The sequence below is a fragment of the Pseudomonas sp. Eth.TT006 genome, from assembly GCF_054456575.1.
In genome coordinates this window covers 159,424-179,022 of the sequence record NZ_JBTJEN010000006.1, presented here as the reverse complement: position 1 = coordinate 179,022, position 19,599 = coordinate 159,424, and the positions used below count along the sequence as shown (strand labels likewise).

Annotated in this window: 22 protein-coding genes and 1 tRNA gene; 2 read left to right on the top strand and 21 right to left on the bottom strand. The window is 59.8% G+C overall.

All coding sequences use genetic code 11. The annotated features are described in order from the left end of the window. Positions 1 to 25 precede the first annotated feature (25 nt). The 15 genes from ispG to trmJ form a co-directional block, all read right to left on the bottom strand. Positions 26 to 1,135 (bottom strand): flavodoxin-dependent (E)-4-hydroxy-3-methylbut-2-enyl-diphosphate synthase, encoded by a 1,110-nt coding sequence (gene ispG / locus ACXR0M_RS12135; RefSeq protein ID WP_025109215.1) that lies wholly within the window; start codon positions 1,133 to 1,135, stop codon positions 26 to 28. Positions 1,136 to 1,138: 3 nt separating this feature from the next. After that, the gene (locus tag ACXR0M_RS12130) at positions 1,139 to 2,173 is read right to left on the bottom strand and encodes a RodZ domain-containing protein (protein WP_458832093.1); all 1,035 of its coding nucleotides are present in this window, start codon (positions 2,171 to 2,173) and stop codon (positions 1,139 to 1,141) included. Further along, positions 2,173 to 2,931: a type IV pilus biogenesis/stability protein PilW gene (gene pilW, locus ACXR0M_RS12125; protein WP_458832092.1), complete on the bottom strand. Its 759-nt coding sequence runs from the start codon at positions 2,929 to 2,931 to the stop codon at positions 2,173 to 2,175. Before pilW ends, ACXR0M_RS12130 begins: the two co-directional genes overlap by 1 nt. Positions 2,932 to 2,943: 12 nt before the next feature. Then, on the bottom strand, positions 2,944 to 4,092 hold the full coding sequence (rlmN, locus tag ACXR0M_RS12120) for a 23S rRNA (adenine(2503)-C(2))-methyltransferase RlmN (protein WP_458832091.1): 1,149 nt from the start codon (positions 4,090 to 4,092) through the stop codon (positions 2,944 to 2,946). 28 nt (positions 4,093 to 4,120) lie between these two features. Continuing rightward, complete coding sequence (gene ndk, locus ACXR0M_RS12115) at positions 4,121 to 4,546, bottom strand: nucleoside-diphosphate kinase (RefSeq protein ID WP_250606273.1); 426 nt, start codon at positions 4,544 to 4,546, stop codon at positions 4,121 to 4,123. An 87-nt stretch (positions 4,547 to 4,633) separates the two neighbouring features. Continuing rightward, a complete protein-coding gene (gene iscX / locus ACXR0M_RS12110; RefSeq protein WP_346608784.1) occupies positions 4,634 to 4,834 on the bottom strand; it encodes a Fe-S cluster assembly protein IscX in 201 nt (66 codons plus the stop codon). Between the two features lie 14 nt (positions 4,835 to 4,848). Next, positions 4,849 to 5,190, bottom strand: a complete 342-nt coding sequence (gene fdx, locus ACXR0M_RS12105) for an ISC system 2Fe-2S type ferredoxin (protein ID WP_003227897.1) — start codon at positions 5,188 to 5,190, stop codon at positions 4,849 to 4,851. Further along, positions 5,190 to 7,055: a Fe-S protein assembly chaperone HscA gene (gene hscA, locus ACXR0M_RS12100; RefSeq protein ID WP_458832090.1), complete on the bottom strand. Its 1,866-nt coding sequence runs from the start codon at positions 7,053 to 7,055 to the stop codon at positions 5,190 to 5,192. Before hscA ends, fdx begins: the two co-directional genes overlap by 1 nt. A gap of 51 nt (positions 7,056 to 7,106) precedes the next feature. Continuing rightward, positions 7,107 to 7,628 carry a co-chaperone HscB gene (gene hscB, locus ACXR0M_RS12095; protein WP_458832089.1) on the bottom strand — a complete coding sequence of 174 codons (522 nt, stop codon included), beginning with the start codon at positions 7,626 to 7,628 and terminating at the stop codon, positions 7,107 to 7,109. Between the two features lie 8 nt (positions 7,629 to 7,636). Then, positions 7,637 to 7,960: an iron-sulfur cluster assembly protein IscA gene (iscA, locus tag ACXR0M_RS12090; protein ID WP_003227904.1), complete on the bottom strand. Its 324-nt coding sequence runs from the start codon at positions 7,958 to 7,960 to the stop codon at positions 7,637 to 7,639. Positions 7,961 to 7,988: 28 nt separating this feature from the next. Next, on the bottom strand, positions 7,989 to 8,375 hold the full coding sequence (gene iscU, locus ACXR0M_RS12085) for a Fe-S cluster assembly scaffold IscU (protein WP_003227907.1): 387 nt from the start codon (positions 8,373 to 8,375) through the stop codon (positions 7,989 to 7,991). 82 nt (positions 8,376 to 8,457) lie between these two features. Then, the gene (locus ACXR0M_RS12080; protein WP_458832088.1) at positions 8,458 to 9,672 is read right to left on the bottom strand and encodes an IscS subfamily cysteine desulfurase; all 1,215 of its coding nucleotides are present in this window, start codon (positions 9,670 to 9,672) and stop codon (positions 8,458 to 8,460) included. A gap of 50 nt (positions 9,673 to 9,722) precedes the next feature. Then, entirely contained in the window at positions 9,723 to 10,214 is a 492-nt protein-coding gene (gene iscR, locus ACXR0M_RS12075; protein WP_007956690.1) for a Fe-S cluster assembly transcriptional regulator IscR, read from the bottom strand. A gap of 262 nt (positions 10,215 to 10,476) precedes the next feature. Further along, positions 10,477 to 11,253 carry a serine O-acetyltransferase gene (gene cysE / locus ACXR0M_RS12070; RefSeq protein WP_458832087.1) on the bottom strand — a complete coding sequence of 259 codons (777 nt, stop codon included), beginning with the start codon at positions 11,251 to 11,253 and terminating at the stop codon, positions 10,477 to 10,479. Between the two features lie 3 nt (positions 11,254 to 11,256). Beyond that, on the bottom strand, positions 11,257 to 12,027 hold the full coding sequence (trmJ, locus tag ACXR0M_RS12065) for a tRNA (cytosine(32)/uridine(32)-2'-O)-methyltransferase TrmJ (protein WP_458832086.1): 771 nt from the start codon (positions 12,025 to 12,027) through the stop codon (positions 11,257 to 11,259). 145 nt (positions 12,028 to 12,172) lie between these two features. On the opposite strand from trmJ, the gene suhB reads away from it, so the two are divergent. Next, positions 12,173 to 12,991 carry a type III secretion system regulator SuhB gene (suhB, locus tag ACXR0M_RS12060; protein WP_007964419.1) on the top strand — a complete coding sequence of 273 codons (819 nt, stop codon included), beginning with the start codon at positions 12,173 to 12,175 and terminating at the stop codon, positions 12,989 to 12,991. A gap of 244 nt (positions 12,992 to 13,235) precedes the next feature. On the opposite strand, the gene ACXR0M_RS12055 is transcribed toward suhB, so the two are convergent. The 6 genes from ACXR0M_RS12055 to queA all read right to left on the bottom strand — a co-directional run bounded on the left by ACXR0M_RS12055 (position 13,236) and on the right by queA (position 19,336). Continuing rightward, the gene (locus tag ACXR0M_RS12055) at positions 13,236 to 13,784 is read right to left on the bottom strand and encodes a glycine zipper 2TM domain-containing protein (RefSeq protein ID WP_041071808.1); all 549 of its coding nucleotides are present in this window, start codon (positions 13,782 to 13,784) and stop codon (positions 13,236 to 13,238) included. 121 nt (positions 13,785 to 13,905) lie between these two features. Further along, positions 13,906 to 14,820, bottom strand: coding sequence for a protein translocase subunit SecF (gene secF / locus ACXR0M_RS12050; RefSeq protein ID WP_458832085.1), 915 nt, complete (start codon positions 14,818 to 14,820; stop codon positions 13,906 to 13,908). A gap of 9 nt (positions 14,821 to 14,829) precedes the next feature. Next, entirely contained in the window at positions 14,830 to 16,698 is a 1,869-nt protein-coding gene (gene secD, locus ACXR0M_RS12045; protein WP_458832084.1) for a protein translocase subunit SecD, read from the bottom strand. A gap of 64 nt (positions 16,699 to 16,762) precedes the next feature. Then, positions 16,763 to 17,098 (bottom strand): preprotein translocase subunit YajC, encoded by a 336-nt coding sequence (gene yajC / locus ACXR0M_RS12040; protein WP_041071802.1) that lies wholly within the window; start codon positions 17,096 to 17,098, stop codon positions 16,763 to 16,765. Positions 17,099 to 17,141: 43 nt separating this feature from the next. After that, complete coding sequence (gene tgt / locus ACXR0M_RS12035; RefSeq protein ID WP_161794909.1) at positions 17,142 to 18,257, bottom strand: tRNA guanosine(34) transglycosylase Tgt; 1,116 nt, start codon at positions 18,255 to 18,257, stop codon at positions 17,142 to 17,144. Positions 18,258 to 18,271: 14 nt separating this feature from the next. Beyond that, complete coding sequence (queA, locus tag ACXR0M_RS12030; protein ID WP_458832083.1) at positions 18,272 to 19,336, bottom strand: tRNA preQ1(34) S-adenosylmethionine ribosyltransferase-isomerase QueA; 1,065 nt, start codon at positions 19,334 to 19,336, stop codon at positions 18,272 to 18,274. 108 nt (positions 19,337 to 19,444) lie between these two features. Here queA and ACXR0M_RS12025 point away from each other — a divergent pair. Continuing rightward, a tRNA-Leu gene (locus ACXR0M_RS12025) sits at positions 19,445 to 19,529 on the top strand. Positions 19,530 to 19,599 lie beyond the last annotated feature (70 nt).

Genomic DNA, 19,599 nt, shown 5'->3' with positions numbered 1-19,599 from the left:
AAATTCGTTCGGCGCTTCAGTCAGGTCAGCCGCGTGCGATAACCGCTGCGTCAGCTTCGACCTTCTCGGCCGCTTTCTCGCGGATCAGCTTTTCCAGCTCGTCCACCAGATTGTCATTCGTCAGTTTCTGCGACGGCTTGCCGTCGATGTAAATCAGGTTTGGCGTGCCGCCGGTCAAGCCGATATGGGCTTCCTTGGCTTCGCCGGGGCCGTTGACCACGCAACCGATCACCGCGACATCCAGCGGCACCAGCAGGTCTTCAAGGCGCCCTTCCAGCTCGTTCATGGTCTTGACCACATCGAAGTTCTGCCGCGAGCAGCTCGGGCAGGCGATGAAGTTGATGCCACGGGAACGCAGATGCAAAGACTTGAGAATGTCGTAACCGACCTTCACTTCCTCGACCGGGTCGGCCGCCAGCGAGATGCGGATAGTATCGCCAATCCCCTCGGCGAGCAGCATACCTAGGCCTACGGCGGATTTCACTGTGCCCGAACGCAATCCACCGGCTTCAGTGATGCCCAGGTGCAGCGGCTGAACGATTTCCTTCGCCAGCAGACGGTAGGCTTCGACGGCCATGAACACGTCGGAGGCTTTCACGCTGACCTTGAAGTCCTGGAAATTCAGGCGTTCAAGGTGCTCGACGTGACGCAGCGCGGACTCGACCAGCGCCGCCGGGGTCGGCTCGCCGTACTTCTTCTGCAGGTCTTTTTCCAGGGAACCGGCGTTGACACCGATGCGGATCGGGATCCCGCGGTCACGGGCAGCATCGACCACGGCGCGCACACGGTCTTCGCGACCGATGTTGCCCGGGTTGATGCGCAGGCAGTCCACACCCAGTTCGGCGACGCGCAGAGCAATCTTGTAGTCGAAGTGGATGTCGGCAACCAGCGGCACCTTGACCAGTTGCTTGATCTTGCCGAACGCCTCGGCGGCGTCCATGTCCGGCACCGAAACGCGAACGATGTCGACCCCGGCCGCTTCCAGACGATTGATCTGGGCCACGGTGGCGGCCACATCATTGGTGTCGCTGTTGGTCATGCTCTGCACAGCGATAGGCGCATCGCCGCCGACAGGCACGTTACCGACCCAGATCTTGCGCGAAACGCGACGTTTGATTGGAGATTCGCCGTGCATGACTTATTGACCCAACTTCAGGCGAGCAGTCTCGCCACTGGTGAACGGAGCGATATCGACCGGCTGGCCGTTGTAGCTGACCTGTGCGGCGCGGGCCACACCCAGGCGTACCGCCAGTGGCGGCTTGCCGGAAACCGAAACATTGTCGCCTTTGTGCTTCAGGCCGCTGAACAGCACTTTGCCGCGACCGTCGGTGACCTGCGCCCAGCAATCGGCGGTGAACTGCAGTTGGACCTGGCCGTCGCCGGCGGCCGGAGCGGCCGCTTCAACCGTAGGCGCCGGGGTAGCTGCGACAACCGGAGCAGTAACGGTCGGAGCTGGAGTCGCCGGAACATTCGGTGCCGGTGTAGCCGGATTGGCGACTACCGGGGCCGGGGTATGAACCGGCGCAGTCGGCGCTACAACAGGTGCGGCGGGAGCCGTGGCCGGAGCGGCAGGCTCGGCGCCGGTCGATTCGGCGGCGGTTTCCGACTGTGGCAGTGCCAGCGCGGTCGAACCCTCGCTCTGACCTTCAGCCACGGCCTGATCTTCCGGCTCGTCGATCGGGTGAATCTGCGTAGTGCCGTCGGCGCCTTCGACTTCAACGTGCTCCGGGGCCAGTGTGGTCAGATCCTTGGTACGCAGCGAGGTCTGATCCTGCCACCAGACGAAACCGCCGCCGATGACCGCGATCAGCAACAACAGGCTGACAATACGCAAAATGGTGTGGGAAACCCGCACCGGCTCTTCGATGCGGCCCAGCGCATGCACGTTGCTGCCCTGGGAATCGGTGCCGGTGGACTGATCGAATTGCTGAACCAGGACGGTCTGGTCCATGCCGAGCAACTTGGCATAGGCGCGAATGTAACCGCGAGCGAAGGTATGCCCCGGCAACTTGTCGAAAGCGCCGGCTTCAAGATTGCTCAGGGAAGTCACGGTGAGGTTGAGCTTGAGGGCCACTTCGGCCAGCGACCAGCCATTGCTTTCGCGGGCCTGGCGCAAGGTCTCACCGGGATTAACGCGAGTCGCTGCTACAACTTCGGGATGCGCCGCTTTCATCATTGCTCCGACAGGTATTGCTGATATTCCGGCGTACCGGGATAGAGTCGTTTTAGTTGCAGGCCGTAACTGGCGGCCTTGTCGCGATCTTCAAACACTTTTGCCAGCCGAACGCCGAGCAATAGACTACGTGCATTTTGCTCGGATAGCAGGCTGAAACGGTCGTAATAGTCACGCGCGGGCACATAATGCCTGTCTTCGAAGGACAACTCAGCCATTTCCAGCAAGGCACGCGGTTGTTGCCGGTTCAGCCGCAGGGCTTTTTCCAGTTGCTGCTGCGCCAGATCCCGCTGCCCAAGCTTCGCCGCAGTCATGCCGAGGTTCTCGAACACCCGCGAACGCTCAGGATACAGGGTATCGGCGGCCGCCTGTTCAAAACGCTCGTAGGCTTCCTTGTAACGCTGTTCTTCGTAGAGAAAACTGCCGTAATTGTTGAGGATACGTGCATCGGCGGGGCGGGAGGACAAGGCTTTGCGAAAGTGCTCGTCGGCCAGTTTCGGCTCCATTTCGGCCTGAAAGACCAGGGCCAGAGCGGCGTTGGCGTCGGGATCGGACCCGTCCAGTTCCAGCGCCTTCTTCAGCGGCACCTTGGCGCGCTCGGTCATCCCTTGCTGCAGGTAGCCCAGCCCCAGCTGCACGTAGGCAGCCCGCGCTTCATCACGGCCCTTGCTGGTCTTCATCGGGTTGTAGTCACCCGACAGGACACAACCAGCACACAGGCTGGCCATCAGCAACAGCAGCGCAAAGCGCAGGGACATAGAGATCCTCTCTTAGTTAGTGTTCGCGGCGTTCTGTGCCAGATCGCTGTCGGCGCTCAACTCGCGCACGGCGATGTAACGTTCACTGCGACGGGTGCGATCCAGCACCTGCCCTACCAATTGACCGCATGCAGCGTCGATGTCTTCACCACGGGTGGTGCGCACAGTGACGTTGAAACCGGCCTGATGCAACTGATCCTGGAACCGGCGGATGGCGTTGTTGCTCGGCCGCTCGTACCCGGAATGCGGGAACGGGTTGAACGGTATCAGGTTGATCTTGCACGGAATGTCTTTCAGCAGCTCGATCATTTCCACCGCGTGCTCAAGCTTGTCGTTGACGTCCTTGAGCAAGGTGTACTCGATGGTCAGCACACGTTTTTCGCCAAGGGCGGACATGTAGCGCTGGCACGACTCGAGCAGCATCTTAAGCGGATATTTCTTGTTGATCGGCACCAATTGGTTACGCAATGCGTCATTCGGTGCATGCAGCGACAACGCCAGGGAGACGTCGATGTGCTTGGCCAGCTCATCGATCATCGGTACCACGCCGGAGGTCGACAGGGTCACACGGCGCTTGGAAATGCCGTAGCCCAGGTCATCCATCATCAGGTGCATGGCCGCAATGACGTTGTCGAAGTTCAGCAGCGGTTCGCCCATGCCCATCATCACCACGTTGGTGATGGCGCGGTCGATGGTGGCGGGAACACTGCCGAAAGATTTGTTGGCAATCCACACCTGACCGATGACTTCGGCGGCGGTGAGGTTGCTGTTGAAGCCTTGCTTGCCGGTGGAGCAGAAACTGCAGTCCAGGGCACAGCCTGCCTGGGACGAAACGCACAGAGTGCCGCGTTTGCCCTGGGGAATGTACACGGTCTCGACACAGCTGCCGGACGCCACGCGCACCACCCACTTACGGGTGCCGTCGCTGGAAATGTCCTCGCTGACCACTTCGGGACCACGGACCTCAGCAATGGCCTTGAGCTTGTCGCGCAAGGCCTTGCTGACGTTCGTCATGGCGTCGAAATCATCGACGCCAAAGTGGTGAATCCATTTCATTACCTGACCGGCACGGAAACGCTTCTCCCCGATCGAGTCGAAGAATTTTTCCATTTCCGGCTGGGTCAGACCCAGCAGGTTGGTTTTAACAGTCGATGTAGTCATGGATTCACCTTCACTCTCAAGCCAATGCTTAGCGAGTGGTTACTTCAGTAGCTGCGAAGAAGTACGAGATTTCACGAGCAGCTGCGGCTTCGGAGTCCGAACCGTGAACAGCGTTGGCGTCGATGGAATCAGCGAAGTCAGCGCGGATGGTGCCGGCAGCAGCTTCTTTAGGGTTGGTAGCGCCCATCAGCTCACGGTTCAGAGCGATAGCGTTTTCGCCTTCCAGAACCTGAACGACAACCGGACCGGAGATCATGAAAGCAACCAGGTCACCGAAGAAGCCGCGCTCTTTGTGCTCAGCGTAGAAGCCTTCGGCTTCGGCTTTGGACAGTTGCTTCAGTTTCGAAGCTACAACGCGCAGGCCGGCTTTTTCGAAACGAGTGGTGATCTCGCCGATGACGTTTTTTGCAACTGCGTCAGGCTTGATGATGGAGAAAGTACGTTGAACAGCCATGGTGTAACTCCAGAAACAGTAATTTGCGAAAAATTAAACCCGCGAATTATACGCGGGTTCTTGGGTATTGCCTAACCTGCGAGACGATCAGTCCAATTCTTTGGCCCAGAGCTCCTGAACCGCTTCCAGCACCTTCTCGCCAACGCGGCCAGAAGTCTTATCGAAGTCAGGCAGTTCCTCGATCATATGCTGCAGACGGACGAAACCGACAGAATACGGATCGAGCCCCTCGTGGGCTTCGGCCAGCTCTTCTGCAATGCGTTGAACATCATTCCAACCGTAGCTCATGACAGTCTTACCAGTCAGTGCGGCGCTTCGGCCGCATGGTTAAGCGAATATTTCGGAATCTCGACGGTGATGTCTTCTTCACCGACGATCGCCTGACAGGCCAGGCGCGATTGCGCTTCCAGACCCCAGGCGCGATCGAGGAAGTCCTCTTCCAGCTCGTCCGCCTCTTCCAGCGAGTCAAACCCTTCGCGGATGATGCAGTGGCAAGTGGTGCAGGCGCAGACGCCGCCACAGGCACTTTCCATCTCGATGTGGTGTTCGTGAGCCAGATCGAGAATCGAGGTGCCGGGCTCAGCCTCGACCACCATGCCCTCAGGGCAGAACTTCTCGTGGGGCAGAAAAATGACCTGCGGCATCAGATATCCTCGATTTCATTCAGGTTGCGCCCCGACAGCGCGGCTTTCACCGTCTGATCCATGCGGCGGGCAGCAAAAGCATCGGTCACTTGCGACAGACGCTTGGTCTGCTGCTCGATGGCGTAACCATCGGTGCCTTTCATCAGTTCAGCGAGTTCCTGCACCTGCAGTTCGATGACCATGCGTTCTTCGGCGTCGAGCAAGCGCTCGCCATCGGCTTCCAGAGCGCCCTGCACCGCTTCGATCAGGCGCTGGGCATCGACTTGCTGTTCGCGCAAAACACGGGCGACCTTGTCGTCGTTGGCGTGCTGGAACGAATCTTTCAGCATCTTGGCGATTTCGCCGTCGGTCAGGCCATAGGACGGCTTGACCTGAATGCTCGCCTCAACGCCCGAACCCAGTTCACGGGCAGACACGCTGAGCAGGCCGTCGGCATCGACCTGGAAGGTCACGCGAATCTTCGCCGCGCCGGCCACCATCGCTGGAATGCCACGCAGTTCGAAGCGTGCCAGAGAGCGGCAATCGCTGATCAGCTCGCGCTCACCCTGCAACACATGGATCGCCATGGCCGACTGGCCATCTTTATAAGTAGTGAAGTCCTGGGCGCGAGCAACCGGGATGGTGGTGTTGCGCGGAATCACCTTCTCCATCAGCCCGCCCATGGTTTCCAACCCCAGGGACAGCGGAATCACGTCGAGCAGCAGCAATTCACCGCCATCGCGCTTGTTGCCAGCCAGTGTATCGGCCTGGATCGCAGCCCCGATGGCCACCACTTGATCCGGGTCGATTTCGGTCAATGGCTGGCGACCGAAGGCTTCAGCCACTGCTTCGCGAACGCGCGGCACACGAGTCGAACCGCCAACCATGACCACGGCGTGCACGTCTTCCAGCTCGATCCCGGAATCACGCACCGCACGGCGGCAGGCTTTCAGGCTGCGCGCGACCATCGGCTCGATCAGCGCATCGAAGGCTTCGCGGGTCAGCTGCGCGTTCCAGTCACCGTAGGCAACTTCAACGCTAGCGGCATTGGTCAGGGCTTCTTTGGCCGCGCAAGCGGTTTGCAGCAGATTACGCTGTGCGCCCGGATCGAGGTCAGCGGACAAGCCCGCACTCTCGATGATCCAGCCGGCAATCGCGTGGTCGAAGTCGTCGCCACCCAGCGCGCTGTCGCCGCCGGTCGCCAGCACTTCGAACACACCGCCGGTCAGGCGCAGAATCGAAATATCGAAAGTACCGCCGCCCAAGTCATAGATCGCGACCAGGCCTTCGGCGTGTTGATCCAGACCGTAAGCCACAGCGGCCGCAGTCGGCTCGTTGAGCAGGCGCAGCACATTGAGACCGGCGAGTTTCGCCGCGTCCTTGGTGGCCTGGCGCTGAGCATCATCGAAATACGCCGGCACGGTGATCACCGCGCCGACCAGCTCACCGCCCAACGTCGCTTCAGCACGCTGACGCAGCACCTTGAGGATATCGGCAGAGACTTCGACCGGGCTTTTCGGGCCTTGTACGGTATCGATGAACGGCATGTGCGATTCGCCGCCGACAAAGCGGTACGGCAGTTGCTCGCCCAATTGCTTGACGTCGGACAGACCACGACCCATCAGGCGCTTGACCGACAGCACGGTGTTCAACGGATCGGAGGACGCGGCCAGTTTGGCCGACTCGCCCACCTCGACGCGATCGGCGTGATAACGCACGGCGGACGGCAGAATGACCTGCCCGTCAGCGTCGGCCAGCGGCTCGGAAAGACCACTGCGCAACGCAGCGACCAGCGAATTGGTAGTGCCCAAGTCGATCCCCACAGCCAGACGACGCTGGTGCGGTTGAGGACTTTGGCCGGGTTCGGCGATCTGCAGTAGGGCCATCGTGATCAGGACTTATCTGTATATCAGGCGTGCGACCGGAGCGGCACTGGGTTAATCGTCGAGGCGCTCTTCTAACTGGCGCACTTCGTAGGTGAGCTTGTCGAGAAACTGCATGCGCCGCATCAGGCGTTCGGCCTGCTCGCGTTGCGCTGCGTCATCCCAACAGGCTGCGAAGCTTTCGTTGAGTTCTTCCTGAGCCGCTTTCAAGCGCCGCTTGAATACCGCGACACCGTCGAGATCGGCGCTGTCCTGGAGGTCTTCGAGCTCTTCGCGCCACTGCATCTGCTGCAGAAGAAACTCGGGATCATGGACCGTAACTTCCATCGGCACTTCATGCCCGCTGACTTTCAGCAGGTAGCGTGCACGCTGGGCCGGGCTCTTGAGCGTCTGGTAGGCGTCGTTGAGCCGCGCAGACTGCTCGAGTGCCGCCCGCTGCTCACGCTCGGAAGCGTCGGCAAAGCGGTCAGGATGAACGCCGCGCGCCAACTCTCGGTAGCGCGTGGCCAACTGCTCGAGATCCAGACGAAAGCTCGGTTGCAGCTCGAATAAAGCGAAATGACAAGGAATACCCACGACAAGCCTCAGATGTTGAAGCTTTCGCCGCAGCCACATTCACCGCGTACGTTGGGGTTGTTGAACTTGAAGCCTTCGTTCAACCCTTCCTTGACGAAATCGAGCTCGGTGCCGTCCAGGTAGGCAAGGCTTTTCGGGTCGATGATCACTTTCTCGCCGTGACTTTCGAACACCTGATCCTCTGCCACCACCTCGTCGACAAACTCCAGCACGTAGGCAAGGCCGGAACAGCCCGTGGTGCGAACACCCAGACGAATCCCTTCACCTTTGCCGCGCCCGTCGAGGGAGCGTCGCACGTGTCGAGCAGCCGCTTCTGTCATGCTGATAGCCATCGTTGACTCCTTACTCGTCGCCCAATGCTTAGATCAAGCCTTTCTTCTGCTTGTAGTCGCGAACGGCCGCCTTGATGGCGTCTTCTGCGAGTACCGAGCAGTGGATTTTCACTGGCGGCAGGGCCAGTTCTTCGGCCAGCTGAGTGTTCTTGATGGTCTCGGCTTCGTCCAGGGTCTTGCCCTTCATCCACTCGGTGGCGAGGGAGCTGGAAGCGATGGCCGAACCGCAGCCGTAGGTCTTGAACTTGGCGTCTTCGATAACGCCCTGATCGTTGACCTTGATTTGCAGACGCATCACGTCGCCGCACGCCGGAGCGCCGACCATGCCGGTGCCGACATCCGGGTCTTCCGCGTTCATCTTGCCGACGTTGCGCGGGTTTTCGTAGTGGTCGATGACCTTTTCACTGTAAGCCATGGTGCTTAATCCTCACTCATCAGAGAGTCGCTCTTTGAACCCCGCAACCTTGGGCGCGGGGCCGGTTCGCGGCGACTTGAAATCAGTGTGCCGCCCACTCGATTTTCGAAATGTCGACACCGTCTTTGTACATATCCCACAGCGGCGACAGAGCGCGCAGCTTGGTAACGGCCTCGCAGACTTTCTGCGCGGCGTAGTCGATTTCTTCTTCGGTGGTGAAACGGCCGAAGGTGAAACGGATCGAGCTGTGTGCCAGTTCGTCGTTGCGGCCCAGTGCGCGCAGTACGTACGAAGGCTCAAGGGACGCCGAGGTGCAGGCCGAACCGGACGATACCGCCAGATCCTTGAGCGCCATGATCAGCGACTCACCTTCAACGTAGTTGAAGCTCAGGTTCAGGTTGTGCGGAACGCGGGCGGTCAGGCTGCCGTTGACGTACAGCTCTTCCAGGTGCTCGACCTGTTTGTAGAAACGGTCGCTCAGGGCCTTGATGCGCACGTTCTCGGCAGCCATGTCTTCCTTGGCTACACGGAACGCTTCGCCCATGCCGACGATCTGGTGAGTCGCCAGGGTGCCGGAACGCATGCCGCGCTCGTGGCCGCCGCCGTGCATGGTCGCTTCGATGCGCACACGCGGCTTGCGGCTGACGTACAGCGCGCCGATGCCTTTAGGGCCGTAGGTCTTGTGAGCAGAGAACGACATCATGTCGACTTTCAGTTTTTGCAGATCGATTTCGACCTTGCCGGTGGACTGAGCAGCGTCGACGTGGAACAGAACGCCCTTGGCACGCAGCAGTTCGCCGATGGCAGCGATGTCGTTGACGGTGCCGATCTCGTTGTTCACGTGCATCACGGAGACCAGGATGGTGTCTTCGCGCAGTGCAGCTTCGATCATCGCCGGGGTGATCAGACCATCTTCTGTCGGATCGAGGTAGGTCACTTCGAAACCTTCACGCTCCAGTTGGCGCATAGTGTCGAGAACGGCCTTGTGTTCGATCTTGCTGGTGATCAGGTGCTTGCCCTTGGAGCCGTAGAAATGCGCCGCACCCTTGATTGCCAGGTTGTCGGATTCGGTGGCACCGGACGTCCAGACGATTTCACGCGGGTCGGCGTTGACCAGATCGGCCACCTGACGACGGGCGTTTTCCACCGATTCTTCAGCTTTCCAGCCGAACACGTGGGAACGGGACGCCGGGTTACCGAAGTTTCCGTCGACCAGCAGGCATTCACTCATCTTTTGCGCAACGCGCGGATCGACCGGGGTGGTCGCAGAGTAATCAAGGTAAATCGGCAATTTCATGGACTATCTCCTAAATCAGGCTGGCTGGCGTGCCGCTAGCTCTTTGGCTGTCATTCGACGGCGGACGCTTCAATCTTGTCCAGGCGCGGCGCCTTGCCATTGCAACGACGCTGATCCTGACGCTGGGCCACTTCCTGCACCTCACGGCGAGTTACGAGGTCGGCCAAGCTGATACCGCTGAGAAATTCGTGAATCTGCAGGCTCAGGTCGCACCACAGGTGATGGGTCAGACAGGTGTCGCCGGAATGGCAGTCGCCCTGGCCCTGGCACTTGGTGGCGTCGACCGATTCGTTGACCGCATCGATCACCTGAGCCACCTGGATGCCCTGCATGTCGCGCGACAGCTGATAACCACCGCCTGGGCCGCGAACACTGGAAACCAGGTTGCTGCGGCGCAGCTTGGCGAAAAGCTGTTCGAGATAGGACAGGGAGATGCCTTGGCGCTCGGAGATATCGGCCAGGGACACCGGCCCGTGCTGCGCGTGCAACGCCAGGTCAAGCATGGCGGTCACGGCGTATCGGCCTTTTGTAGTCAGTCGCATGGACAGTTACCACGGAGTTCGGAATGGGCGGGAGTATGCAATTCCCGAGCATTTAAGTCAACTATTAGACCTAGTGCTTTAGTCGGGTTTACCCGCAAAAGAGCGCGCGAATGATAGCAGGGTCTGCGGCCTAATGGCACACCGGCTGCCAAGTGCCTTTTGTAGGAGCTGCCGCAGGCTGCGATCTTTTGATTTTGCTGTTTATAAGATCAAAAGATCGTCCGATCGCGGCCCGAGCCTGCGGCAGCTCCTACACAAAGCTTTAGCCGACTTTGGATTCGTCCTTGCCCTTCACGCAGGCAAAGTCTTCTTCGCGCAGTTCAGGCAAATCTTTCGCACAGTAGTTACTGCCCAGATCCTTCAGCGCGCCGCACATCCCTTCCAGCCGCCCGTCCACCGCCTGCAGGTGATCGAGCAATTGACCAATGGCGCGCGCCACCGGGTCCGGCATGTCTTCGCTGACGCCGTAGGCATCGAAACCGATCTTCTCGGCCATCGCCTTGCGCTTGGCGTCCTGTTCATCATCGGATTTGACGATGATTCGCCCCGGAATCCCCACCACCGTGGCGCCCGGCGGCACTTCTTTGGTCACCACCGCATTGGAGCCGACCTTGGCGCCCGCCCCCACAGTGAAAGGCCCAAGCACCTTGGCGCCAGCACCGACCACCACACCATCACCCAGTGTCGGATGGCGCTTGCCCTTGTTCCAGCTGGTGCCACCGAGGGTCACACCCTGGTAAATGGTCACGTCATCACCGATTTCAGCAGTCTCGCCAATGACGATGCCCATGCCGTGATCGATGAAGAAGCGTCGACCGACCTTGGCTCCCGGATGTATCTCGATCCCGGTCAGCCAGCGACCGAAGTTCGATACCAGCCGCGCCAGCCATTTCAGCTCGTTGCGCCACAGCATCCCGGCCAAGCGATGAATCCAGATCGCATGCATGCCGGGGTAGCAGGTCAGGACTTCAAAAGCGTTACGCGCCGCCGGGTCTCGATGGAATACGCTCTGGATATCTTCACGCAAACGCTCAAACATCATTTAGTCCTTCCGCTTAAGAAGCTCACCACGGGCCGCTTTCTGGGTTTCCGTGAGGATGCCACGCAAAATATTCATTTCCGCCCGGCTGACCGAGCTGCGTCCGTACAACCGACGCAGGCGCGCCATCAAGTGCCGTGGTTTTTCCGGATCGAGAAATTCGATCGCGACCAGCGTCTGCTCCAGATGCTCATAAAAGCGCTCCAGCTCATCCATGGTCGCCAGCTCGGCGCTTTTCACCGAAGCCACTTCTTCTTTCTCGATCTTGGTCGGCTGCCCTTGAGCGGCCAGCCAGGCCATGCGCACTTCATAGCTCAACACCTGCACCGCCGCGCCGAGGTTCAGCGAGCTGAACTCAGGGTCGGAGGGGATGTGCACGTGAAAGTGACATCGCTGCAGCTCCTCATTGGTCAGGCCGGAGTCTTCACGGCCGAACACCAAGGCGATCTGCGCACCCTGCCCGGCTTCCTCGACCATTTTGCTCCCGCATTCGCGTGGATCGAGCAGCGGCCAGGGGATGCGTCGGTCGCGGGCGCTGGTGCCCAGCACCAGATTGCAGCCGACCAGCGCATCTTCCAGAGTGGCGACGACTTCTGCGTTTTCAAGGATGTCCCCGGCACCGGAAGCACGGGCGTCGGCTTCGTGGTGCGGAAACAGGCGCGGTTCGACCAGCACCAGCCGCGACAGACCCATGTTTTTCATGGCGCGCGCGGCCCCGCCGATGTTGCCGGGGTGGCTGGTATTGACCAGGACGACACGAATGTTCTGCAGCAAGGGAGGCGCTCTCGGACACAGGAAAGGGGAGCAAATCTTACAGAACAGCCTACCGTTAAGCTATGAAAGCGAACAGCGTCCTTCACCTGAAGAAAAGTTCTGATAGAATGCGCGGCTTTCTTTAACAACCTTAGGTGACACATCCATGCAGCCCATGCTGAATATCGCGCTGCGCGCCGCCCGCAGCGCCAGTGAACTGATCTTCCGCTCCATCGAGCGCCTGGATACCATCAAGGTCGACGAAAAAGACGCCAAGGATTATGTATCCGAGGTGGATCGTGCCGCTGAACAGAAAATCATCGACGCCCTGCGCAAGGCTTACCCGAATCACTCGATCCAGGGTGAAGAGACCGGTATGCACGTCGGTAACGGCATCGAAGGCGAAGAGTACCTGTGGATCATCGATCCACTGGACGGCACCACCAACTTCCTGCGCGGCATTCCGCACTTCGCGGTCAGCATTGCCTGCAAATACCGTGGCCGCCTGGAACACGCTGTGGTTCTGGATCCGGTTCGCCAGGAAGAATTCACCGCCAGCCGTGGTCGCGGCGCTCAACTGAACGGTCGTCGTCTGCGCGTCAGCGGTCGCACCAGCCTCGAAGGCGCCCTGCTGGGTACCGGCTTCCCGTTCCGTGACGACCAGATGGACAACCTCGACAACTACCTGGGCATGTTCCGCGCTCTGGTTGGCCAGACCGCCGGTATCCGCCGCGCCGGTTCCGCCAGCCTCGACCTGGCCTACGTGGCTGCCGGTCGTTTCGACGCATTCTGGGAGTCGGGCCTGTCCGAGTGGGACATGGCCGCCGGCGCCCTGCTGATTCAGGAAGCAGGCGGCTTGGTCAGCGACTTCACCGGCGGTCACGACTTCCTTGAAAAAGGCCACATCGTTGCCGGTAATACCAAATGCTTCAAGGCAGTGCTGACGGCGATCCAGCCGCACCTGCCGGCTTCGCTGAAACGCTAAGCGTCGCGCGAAAAGAAAAAGCACCCTTCGGGGTGCTTTTTTTATGCCTGAAAATCAACACCATTCCTGTAGGAGCTGCCGAAGGCTGCGATCTTTTGACTTTGATTTTTAAAAGCAAGATCAAAAGATCGCAGCCTTCGGCAGCTCCTACAAGGAAAGTCGTCGTATCAGATGAATCAGTTAGAAAATAGGACAGGCACAAAAAAGCACCCCGCAGGGTGCTTCTTCTTAAAACGTTCGAGCTTTACTGACCTGGCTGATTCTGCGACAGGATCAGCTTGCCTTCCTTGTCGACCGGAATCTGGTTGCCCGGATCGCGATCCATCCGCACCTTGCCTTCCTTGCCATCGAGCGAGTAACGCACGTCGTAACCGACGACCTTGTCGCTGATGTCATTCACGGTGTTGCAGCGAGTCTGAGTGGTGGTGTAGGTGTCGCGATTCTGCATGCCTTCCTGCACCTTGTTACCGGCATAACCGCCACCGACCGCACCGGCGACCGTGGCAATCTTCTTGCCGGTGCCGCCGCCGATCTGGTTACCCAGCAAACCGCCGGCTACTGCACCAATCGCGGTACCGAGGATCTGGTGTTGATCCTTGACCGGTGCCTGACGGGTCACCGCTACGTCCTTGCATACTTCACGTGGGGTCTTGATCTGTGTTTTTACCGGTTCGACGGCCAACACTTGCGCATACTCAGGGCCGCTTTTTACCAGGCTGTAGGTGGCAACAGCACCCCCGGCAGTCACACCGACAGCACCCAATACCGCACCAACCAGCAACGACTTGTTCACATGAACCTCCTGACCATGACATACGGGACGCGCCCGCGCTTCTCCCAGCCTTGGAGCATAAAAAAAGGCGCGAGTTCAACTCGCGCCTTTTTCGGGCTGACAGCCGGAAAAGCGATGGCCGTTATGGACGGTCGTCGACTTCCTTCTCGGTGTTGGCCGGAGGAATCAGATCCTCGGAGCTCAGGTTCAGCCAGATCAGCACCACGTTCGCAATGTAGATCGACGAGTAAGTACCCGCCAACACACCGATGAACAGGGCGATGGAGAAGCCGAACAGGTTGTCGCCACCAAAGAACAGCAGCGCAGCAATCGCCAGCAAGGTGGAGATCGACGTCGCCATGGTCCGCAGCAGGGTCTGGGTGGTCGAGATGTTGATGTTCTCGATCAGCGAAGCCTTGCGCAGGACACGGAAGTTCTCACGAACCCGGTCGAACACGACGATGGTGTCGTTCAGCGAGTAGCCAATGATCGCCAGCACCGCCGCCAGTACCGTCAGGTCGAAGGTGATCTGGAAGAACGACAGGATACCGATGGTCACGATCACGTCGTGAATCAGCGAAACGATGGCGCCGACCGCGAATTTCCACTGAAAGCGGAAAGCCAGGTAGATCAGGATGCCGCCGAGCGCCAGCAGCATGCCGAGGCCGCCCTGGTCGCGCAGCTCTTCACCGACCTGCGGCCCGACGAACTCGACACGCTTGACGGTCGCCGGGTTGTCGCCGCCGACTTTCTGCAGAGCGTCCGCTACCTGGTGACCCAGTTGCGGGTCTTCACCCGGCATGCGCACCAGCAGGTCGGTGGTTGCACCGAAGTTCTGCACGATGGCTTCGTGATAACCGGACGTCGCCAGTTGCTCACGCACCTTGGTGACGTCAGCCGGACGTTCGTAGGTCAGCTCGATGAGCGTACCGCCGGTGAAGTCCAGGCCCCAGTTCATGCCCTTGTGGAACACGCTGAAAATAGCCAGCAACGTGAGAAACACTGTGACGCCGAACGCGAAGTTGCGAACGCCCATGAAGTTGATTGTACGTAACATGGCAGCCCCTTAAATCCACAACTTCTTGAAGTCACGTCCGCCGAAGATCAGGTTGACCATTGCGCGGGTCACCATGATGGCCGTGAACATCGAGGTAAAGATCCCGAGGGACATGGTCACTGCGAAACCCTTCACCGGGCCGGTGCCCATGGCGAAGAGGATGCCGCCGACCAGCAGAGTGGTCAGGTTGGCGTCGAGAATCGCGGTGAATGCCCGGCCGAAGCCTTCGTTGATTGCACGCTGCACGGTCATGCCGGCGGCGATCTCTTCACGGATCCGCGAGAAGATCAGTACGTTGGCGTCGACCGCCATACCCATGGTCAAGACGATACCGGCGATACCCGGCAGGGTCAGCGTTGCCCCCAGCAGCGACATCAGCGCCAGCAGCAGCACCATGTTCACCGCCAGCGCGACGGTGGCGATCACACCGAAGAAGCGGTAGATGGCGATGATGAACAGCGAGACGAACAGCATGCCCCACAGCGACGCATCGATACCCTTGGTGATGTTGTCAGCACCCAGGCTCGGACCGATTGTGCGCTCTTCAGCGAAGTACATCGGCGCGGCCAGACCACCGGCACGCAGCAGCAGCGCCAGCTCGGACGACTCGCCCTGGCCGTTCAGACCGGTGATACGGAACTGCGCACCCAGCGGCGACTGAATGGTCGCCAGGCTGATGATCTTCTTCTCTTCCTTGAAGGTCTGCACCGGCACGTCTTTCTCGACGCCGTCCACAACCTGCTTGGTGTAAGTGGTCACCGGACGCTGTTCGATGAAGATCACCGCCATGCTGCGGCCCACGTTCGAACGGGTCGCGCGACTCATCAGCTCGCCACCGTGACCATCCAGACGAATGTTCACTTCTGGAGTGCCATGCTCGCCGAAACCGGCCTTGGCGTCAGTCACCTGGTCACCAGTGATGATCAGGCCACGCTCGATTTGCGCAGGTGGACGCTTGCCTTCACGGAACTCGAAAGTCTCGGAAGTGGCTTTCGAAGCACCCGGCTCAGCCGCCAGACGGAACTCGAGGTTGGCCGTCTTGCCGAGGATACGCTTGGCTTCGGCGGTGTCCTGCACGCCCGGCAGCTCAACCACGATGCGGTTGGCGCCCTGACGCTGAACGATCGGCTCGGCAACACCCAGCTCGTTGACCCGGTTACGTACCGTGGTCAGGTTCTGCTTGATCGAGTATTCACGGATTTCCGCCAGCTTGGCCGGGGTCATCGCCAGACGCAGCACCGGTTGACCGTTGAGATCGGCCGGAACAATGTCGAAATCGTTGAAGTTCTTGCGGATCAGCGCACGGGCCTGTTCGCGGGAGTCAGCATCGCTGAAGCCCAGCTGAATGGCGCCATTGAGCTGCGGCAGGCTGCGATAGCGCAGCTTCTCTTTACGCAGCAGGCTCTTGACGTCGCCTTCGTAGACTTTCAGGCGTGCGTCGAGGGCTTTGTCCATGTCCACTTCCAGCAGGAAGTGCACACCACCGGACAAGTCCAGACCCAGCTTCATCGGGTGCGCGCCGAGGTTGCGCAGCCATTGCGGAGTGGTCTGTGCCAGGTTCAATGCAACGACGTAGTCATCACCCAATGCCTTGCGCACAACGTCTTTGGCCGGCAGCTGGTCTTCAGCCTTGGTCAGACGGATCAGCCCGCCCTTGCCGTTGGCCGCCAGGCTCGATGCCTTGACGTTGATTCCGGACTCACGCAGCGCGGTGCTGACGCGATCCAGATCGGCCTGATTGACCTGCAGCGCCGTGCTGGCACCACTGATCTGAATGGCCGGGTCATCGGGGTATAGATTCGGAGCGGAATAAATCAGACCGATCGCCAGCACCGCCAGGATCAGAATGTATTTCCACAGAGGATATTTGTTCAGCATCACGCCGCCCGTTATGAACGCGGGGCGCCTTGCGCGCCCCGTCGATTGAGTAGAAGTTGGAACCTTAGATCGCTTTCAGCGTGCCTTTTGGCAGCGTGGCGGCAATGGCGCCCTTCTGGAACTTCATTTCCACGGTGTCGGAAACTTCCAGAACCACGAAGTCATCGGCCACTTTGGTGATCTTGCCGGCGATGCCGCCGGTGGTGACCACTTCGTCACCCTTGGCGAGGCTGCTCAGCAGGTTCTTCTGCTCTTTGGCGCGCTTGGCCTGTGGACGCCAGATCATCAGGTAGAAGATGACCAGGAAGCCGACCAGGAAAATCCACTCGAAGCCGCCGCCCATAGGCGCTGCAGCCGGTGCGGCCGCGTCAGCCATGGCGTTAGAGATAAAAAAGCTCATTTAGCACTCCAGTTGCAAATGTTGAATCTTGGGGTCAGAAAACTCAGTCCAAAGGCGGAACGGGGAGCCCGCGTTTGGCGTAGAAGGCATCGACAAAGGCGGCCAATGTACCCTGTTGAATAGCCTCGCGCAAACCAGCCATCAGCACCTGATAATGGCGCAAGTTATGGATGGTATTGAGCATGCTGCCGAGCATTTCGCCGCACTTGTCCAGGTGATGCAGATAAGCGCGCGAGAAGTTCTGGCAGGTATAGCAATCGCAGGTCGGATCCAGCGGCGAATCATCATGGCGATGGAACGCGTTACGGATCTTCAGCACGCCGGTATCAATGAACAGATGCCCATTGCGGGCATTACGGGTTGGCATCACGCAATCGAACATGTCCACACCGCGGCGCACACCCTCAACCAGATCTTCCGGTTTGCCAACGCCCATAAGGTAACGAGGTTTGTCAGCCGGCATCATGCCCGGCAGATAATCCAGCACCTTGATCATCTCGTGCTTCGGCTCGCCCACCGACAGGCCGCCGATGGCCAGGCCATCGAAGCCGATCTTGTCGAGGCCTTCCAGCGAGCGCATGCGCAGGTCCTGGTGCATGCCGCCCTGAACGATGCCGAACAGCGCCGCGGTGTTGTCACCGTGGGCATTTTTCGAACGCTGAGCCCAGCGCAGCGACAGCTCCATCGACACCCGCGCGACATCTTCGTCAGCCGGGTACGGTGTGCATTCGTCGAAGATCATCACGATGTCGGAGCCGAGATCGCGCTGCACCTGCATCGATTCTTCCGGCCCCATGAACACTTTCGAGCCGTCGACTGGAGAAGCGAAGGTCACGCCCTCCTCCTTGATCTTGCGCATCGCGCCCAGGCTGAACACCTGGAAGCCGCCGGAGTCGGTGAGGATCGGGCCTTTCCACTGCATGAAATCGTGCAGGTCGCCGTGCTCCTTGATCACTTCGGTGCCCGGGCGCAGCCACAGGTGGAAGGTGTTGCCCAGAATGATTTCCGCGCCGGTGGCGACGATGTCACGCGGCAACATGCCCTTGACCGTGCCGTAGGTGCCCACCGGCATGAAGGCCGGGGTCTCGACGGTGCCACGCGGAAAAGTCAGCCGACCACGACGGGCCTTGCCATCAGTGGCCAGGAGTTCAAAGGACATGCGACATTCGCGACTCATTCTGTTTCCTCTGGGCCTGTGTGTTCAGGGGCAGTCGGGGCGGGATTACGGGTGATGAACATCGCATCACCGTAGCTGAAAAAGCGGTAGCCGTTGTCGACGGCGGCTTTATAGGCGGCCATGGTCTCGGGATAACCGGCGAACGCCGAAACCAGCATCAACAGCGTGGATTCGGGCAAATGGAAGTTGGTGACCAGGGCATCGACCACATGAAACGGCCGGCCCGGGTAGATAAAGATGTCGGTGTCACCACTGAACGGCTTGAGCACGCCATCACGCGCAGCCGTTTCCAGCGAACGCACGCTGGTGGTACCGACGGCAATCACCCGCCCGCCACGCTCACGGCAGGCGGCAACGGCATCAACCACATCCTGGCCGACTTCCAGCCACTCGCTGTGCATGTGGTGATCTTCGATCTTGTCGACACGCACTGGCTGGAACGTGCCCGCACCAACGTGCAGGGTCACGAATGCGGTCTCGACGCCCTTGGCGGCAATCGCCTCCATCAGCGGCTGATCGAAGTGCAACCCCGCGGTCGGTGCCGCCACCGCACCGAGACGCTGGGCGTACACGGTCTGATAGCGCTCGCGATCCGAGCCTTCGTCCGGGCGATCTATATAAGGAGGCAACGGCATGTGCCCGACGCGATCGAGCAGCGGCAGCACGTCCTGATCGAAGCCCAGCTCGAACAGCGCATCGTGACGCGCGAGCATCTCGGCTTCGCCACCGCCATCGATGAGGATCTTCGAACCGGGCTTGGGCGACTTGCTGGAACGCACATGGGCCAGCACGCGGTGCGAATCGAGCACCCGCTCAATGAGGATTTCCAGCTTGCCGCCCGAGGCCTTCTGCCCGAACAGCCGCGCCGGAATCACCCGGGTATTGTTGAACACCATCAGATCACCCGGGCGCAAATGCTCAAGCAAATCAGTGAATTGACGGTGTGCGAGGGCGCCGCTGACCCCGTCCAGGGTCAACAGGCGACTACCGCGACGCTCGGCCAAAGGGTGGCGGGCGATCAGCGAATCAGGAAGCTCGAAGGTAAAGTCAGCAACGCGCATGATGGGGTTCGTCTAGCAGGGCCGGAAAGTCTAGCGGAAATAACGAAAATTGACCATGAAACGTGATTGACCAACGGTAATCACCTCTCTATACTTCGCCGCCATTGAGCCCTGATGGCGGAATTGGTAGACGCGGCGGATTCAAAATCCGTTTTCGAAAGGAGTGGGAGTTCGAGTCTCCCTCGGGGCACCAAAATTAAGAAAGGTCTTGCTTTGCAAGGCCTTTTTTTTCGTCTGTCGGAAAGTAGCTGCTGCTGTAGGAG

Excerpts from the sequence above, each read along its gene's own strand:
- ispG (WP_025109215.1), bottom strand. The coding sequence starts at position 1,135 with ATGCACGGCGAATCTCCAATCAAACGTCGCGTTTCGCGCAAGATCTGG.
- ACXR0M_RS12080 (WP_458832088.1), bottom strand. The coding sequence starts at position 9,672 with ATGAAATTGCCGATTTACCTTGATTACTCTGCGACCACCCCGGTCGAT.
- rlmN (WP_458832091.1), bottom strand. The coding sequence starts at position 4,092 with ATGACTACATCGACTGTTAAAACCAACCTGCTGGGTCTGACCCAGCCG.
- iscR (WP_007956690.1), bottom strand. The coding sequence starts at position 10,214 with ATGCGACTGACTACAAAAGGCCGATACGCCGTGACCGCCATGCTTGAC.
- hscA (WP_458832090.1), bottom strand. The coding sequence starts at position 7,055 with ATGGCCCTACTGCAGATCGCCGAACCCGGCCAAAGTCCTCAACCGCAC.
- fdx (WP_003227897.1), bottom strand. The coding sequence starts at position 5,190 with ATGCCGCAGGTCATTTTTCTGCCCCACGAGAAGTTCTGCCCTGAGGGC.
- secF (WP_458832085.1), bottom strand. The coding sequence starts at position 14,820 with ATGTTACGTACAATCAACTTCATGGGCGTTCGCAACTTCGCGTTCGGC.
- yajC (WP_041071802.1), bottom strand. The coding sequence starts at position 17,098 with ATGAGCTTTTTTATCTCTAACGCCATGGCTGACGCGGCCGCACCGGCT.
- tgt (WP_161794909.1), bottom strand. The coding sequence starts at position 18,257 with ATGTCCTTTGAACTCCTGGCCACTGATGGCAAGGCCCGTCGTGGTCGG.
- iscX (WP_346608784.1), bottom strand. The coding sequence starts at position 4,834 with ATGAGCTACGGTTGGAATGATGTTCAACGCATTGCAGAAGAGCTGGCC.
- ndk (WP_250606273.1), bottom strand. The coding sequence starts at position 4,546 with ATGGCTGTTCAACGTACTTTCTCCATCATCAAGCCTGACGCAGTTGCA.
- iscU (WP_003227907.1), bottom strand. The coding sequence starts at position 8,375 with ATGGCTTACAGTGAAAAGGTCATCGACCACTACGAAAACCCGCGCAAC.
- cysE (WP_458832087.1), bottom strand. The coding sequence starts at position 11,253 with ATGTTTGAGCGTTTGCGTGAAGATATCCAGAGCGTATTCCATCGAGAC.
- ACXR0M_RS12130 (WP_458832093.1), bottom strand. The coding sequence starts at position 2,173 with ATGAAAGCGGCGCATCCCGAAGTTGTAGCAGCGACTCGCGTTAATCCC.
- queA (WP_458832083.1), bottom strand. The coding sequence starts at position 19,336 with ATGCGCGTTGCTGACTTTACCTTCGAGCTTCCTGATTCGCTGATCGCC.
- pilW (WP_458832092.1), bottom strand. The coding sequence starts at position 2,931 with ATGTCCCTGCGCTTTGCGCTGCTGTTGCTGATGGCCAGCCTGTGTGCT.
- secD (WP_458832084.1), bottom strand. The coding sequence starts at position 16,698 with ATGCTGAACAAATATCCTCTGTGGAAATACATTCTGATCCTGGCGGTG.
- suhB (WP_007964419.1), top strand. The coding sequence starts at position 12,173 with ATGCAGCCCATGCTGAATATCGCGCTGCGCGCCGCCCGCAGCGCCAGT.
- iscA (WP_003227904.1), bottom strand. The coding sequence starts at position 7,960 with ATGGCTATCAGCATGACAGAAGCGGCTGCTCGACACGTGCGACGCTCC.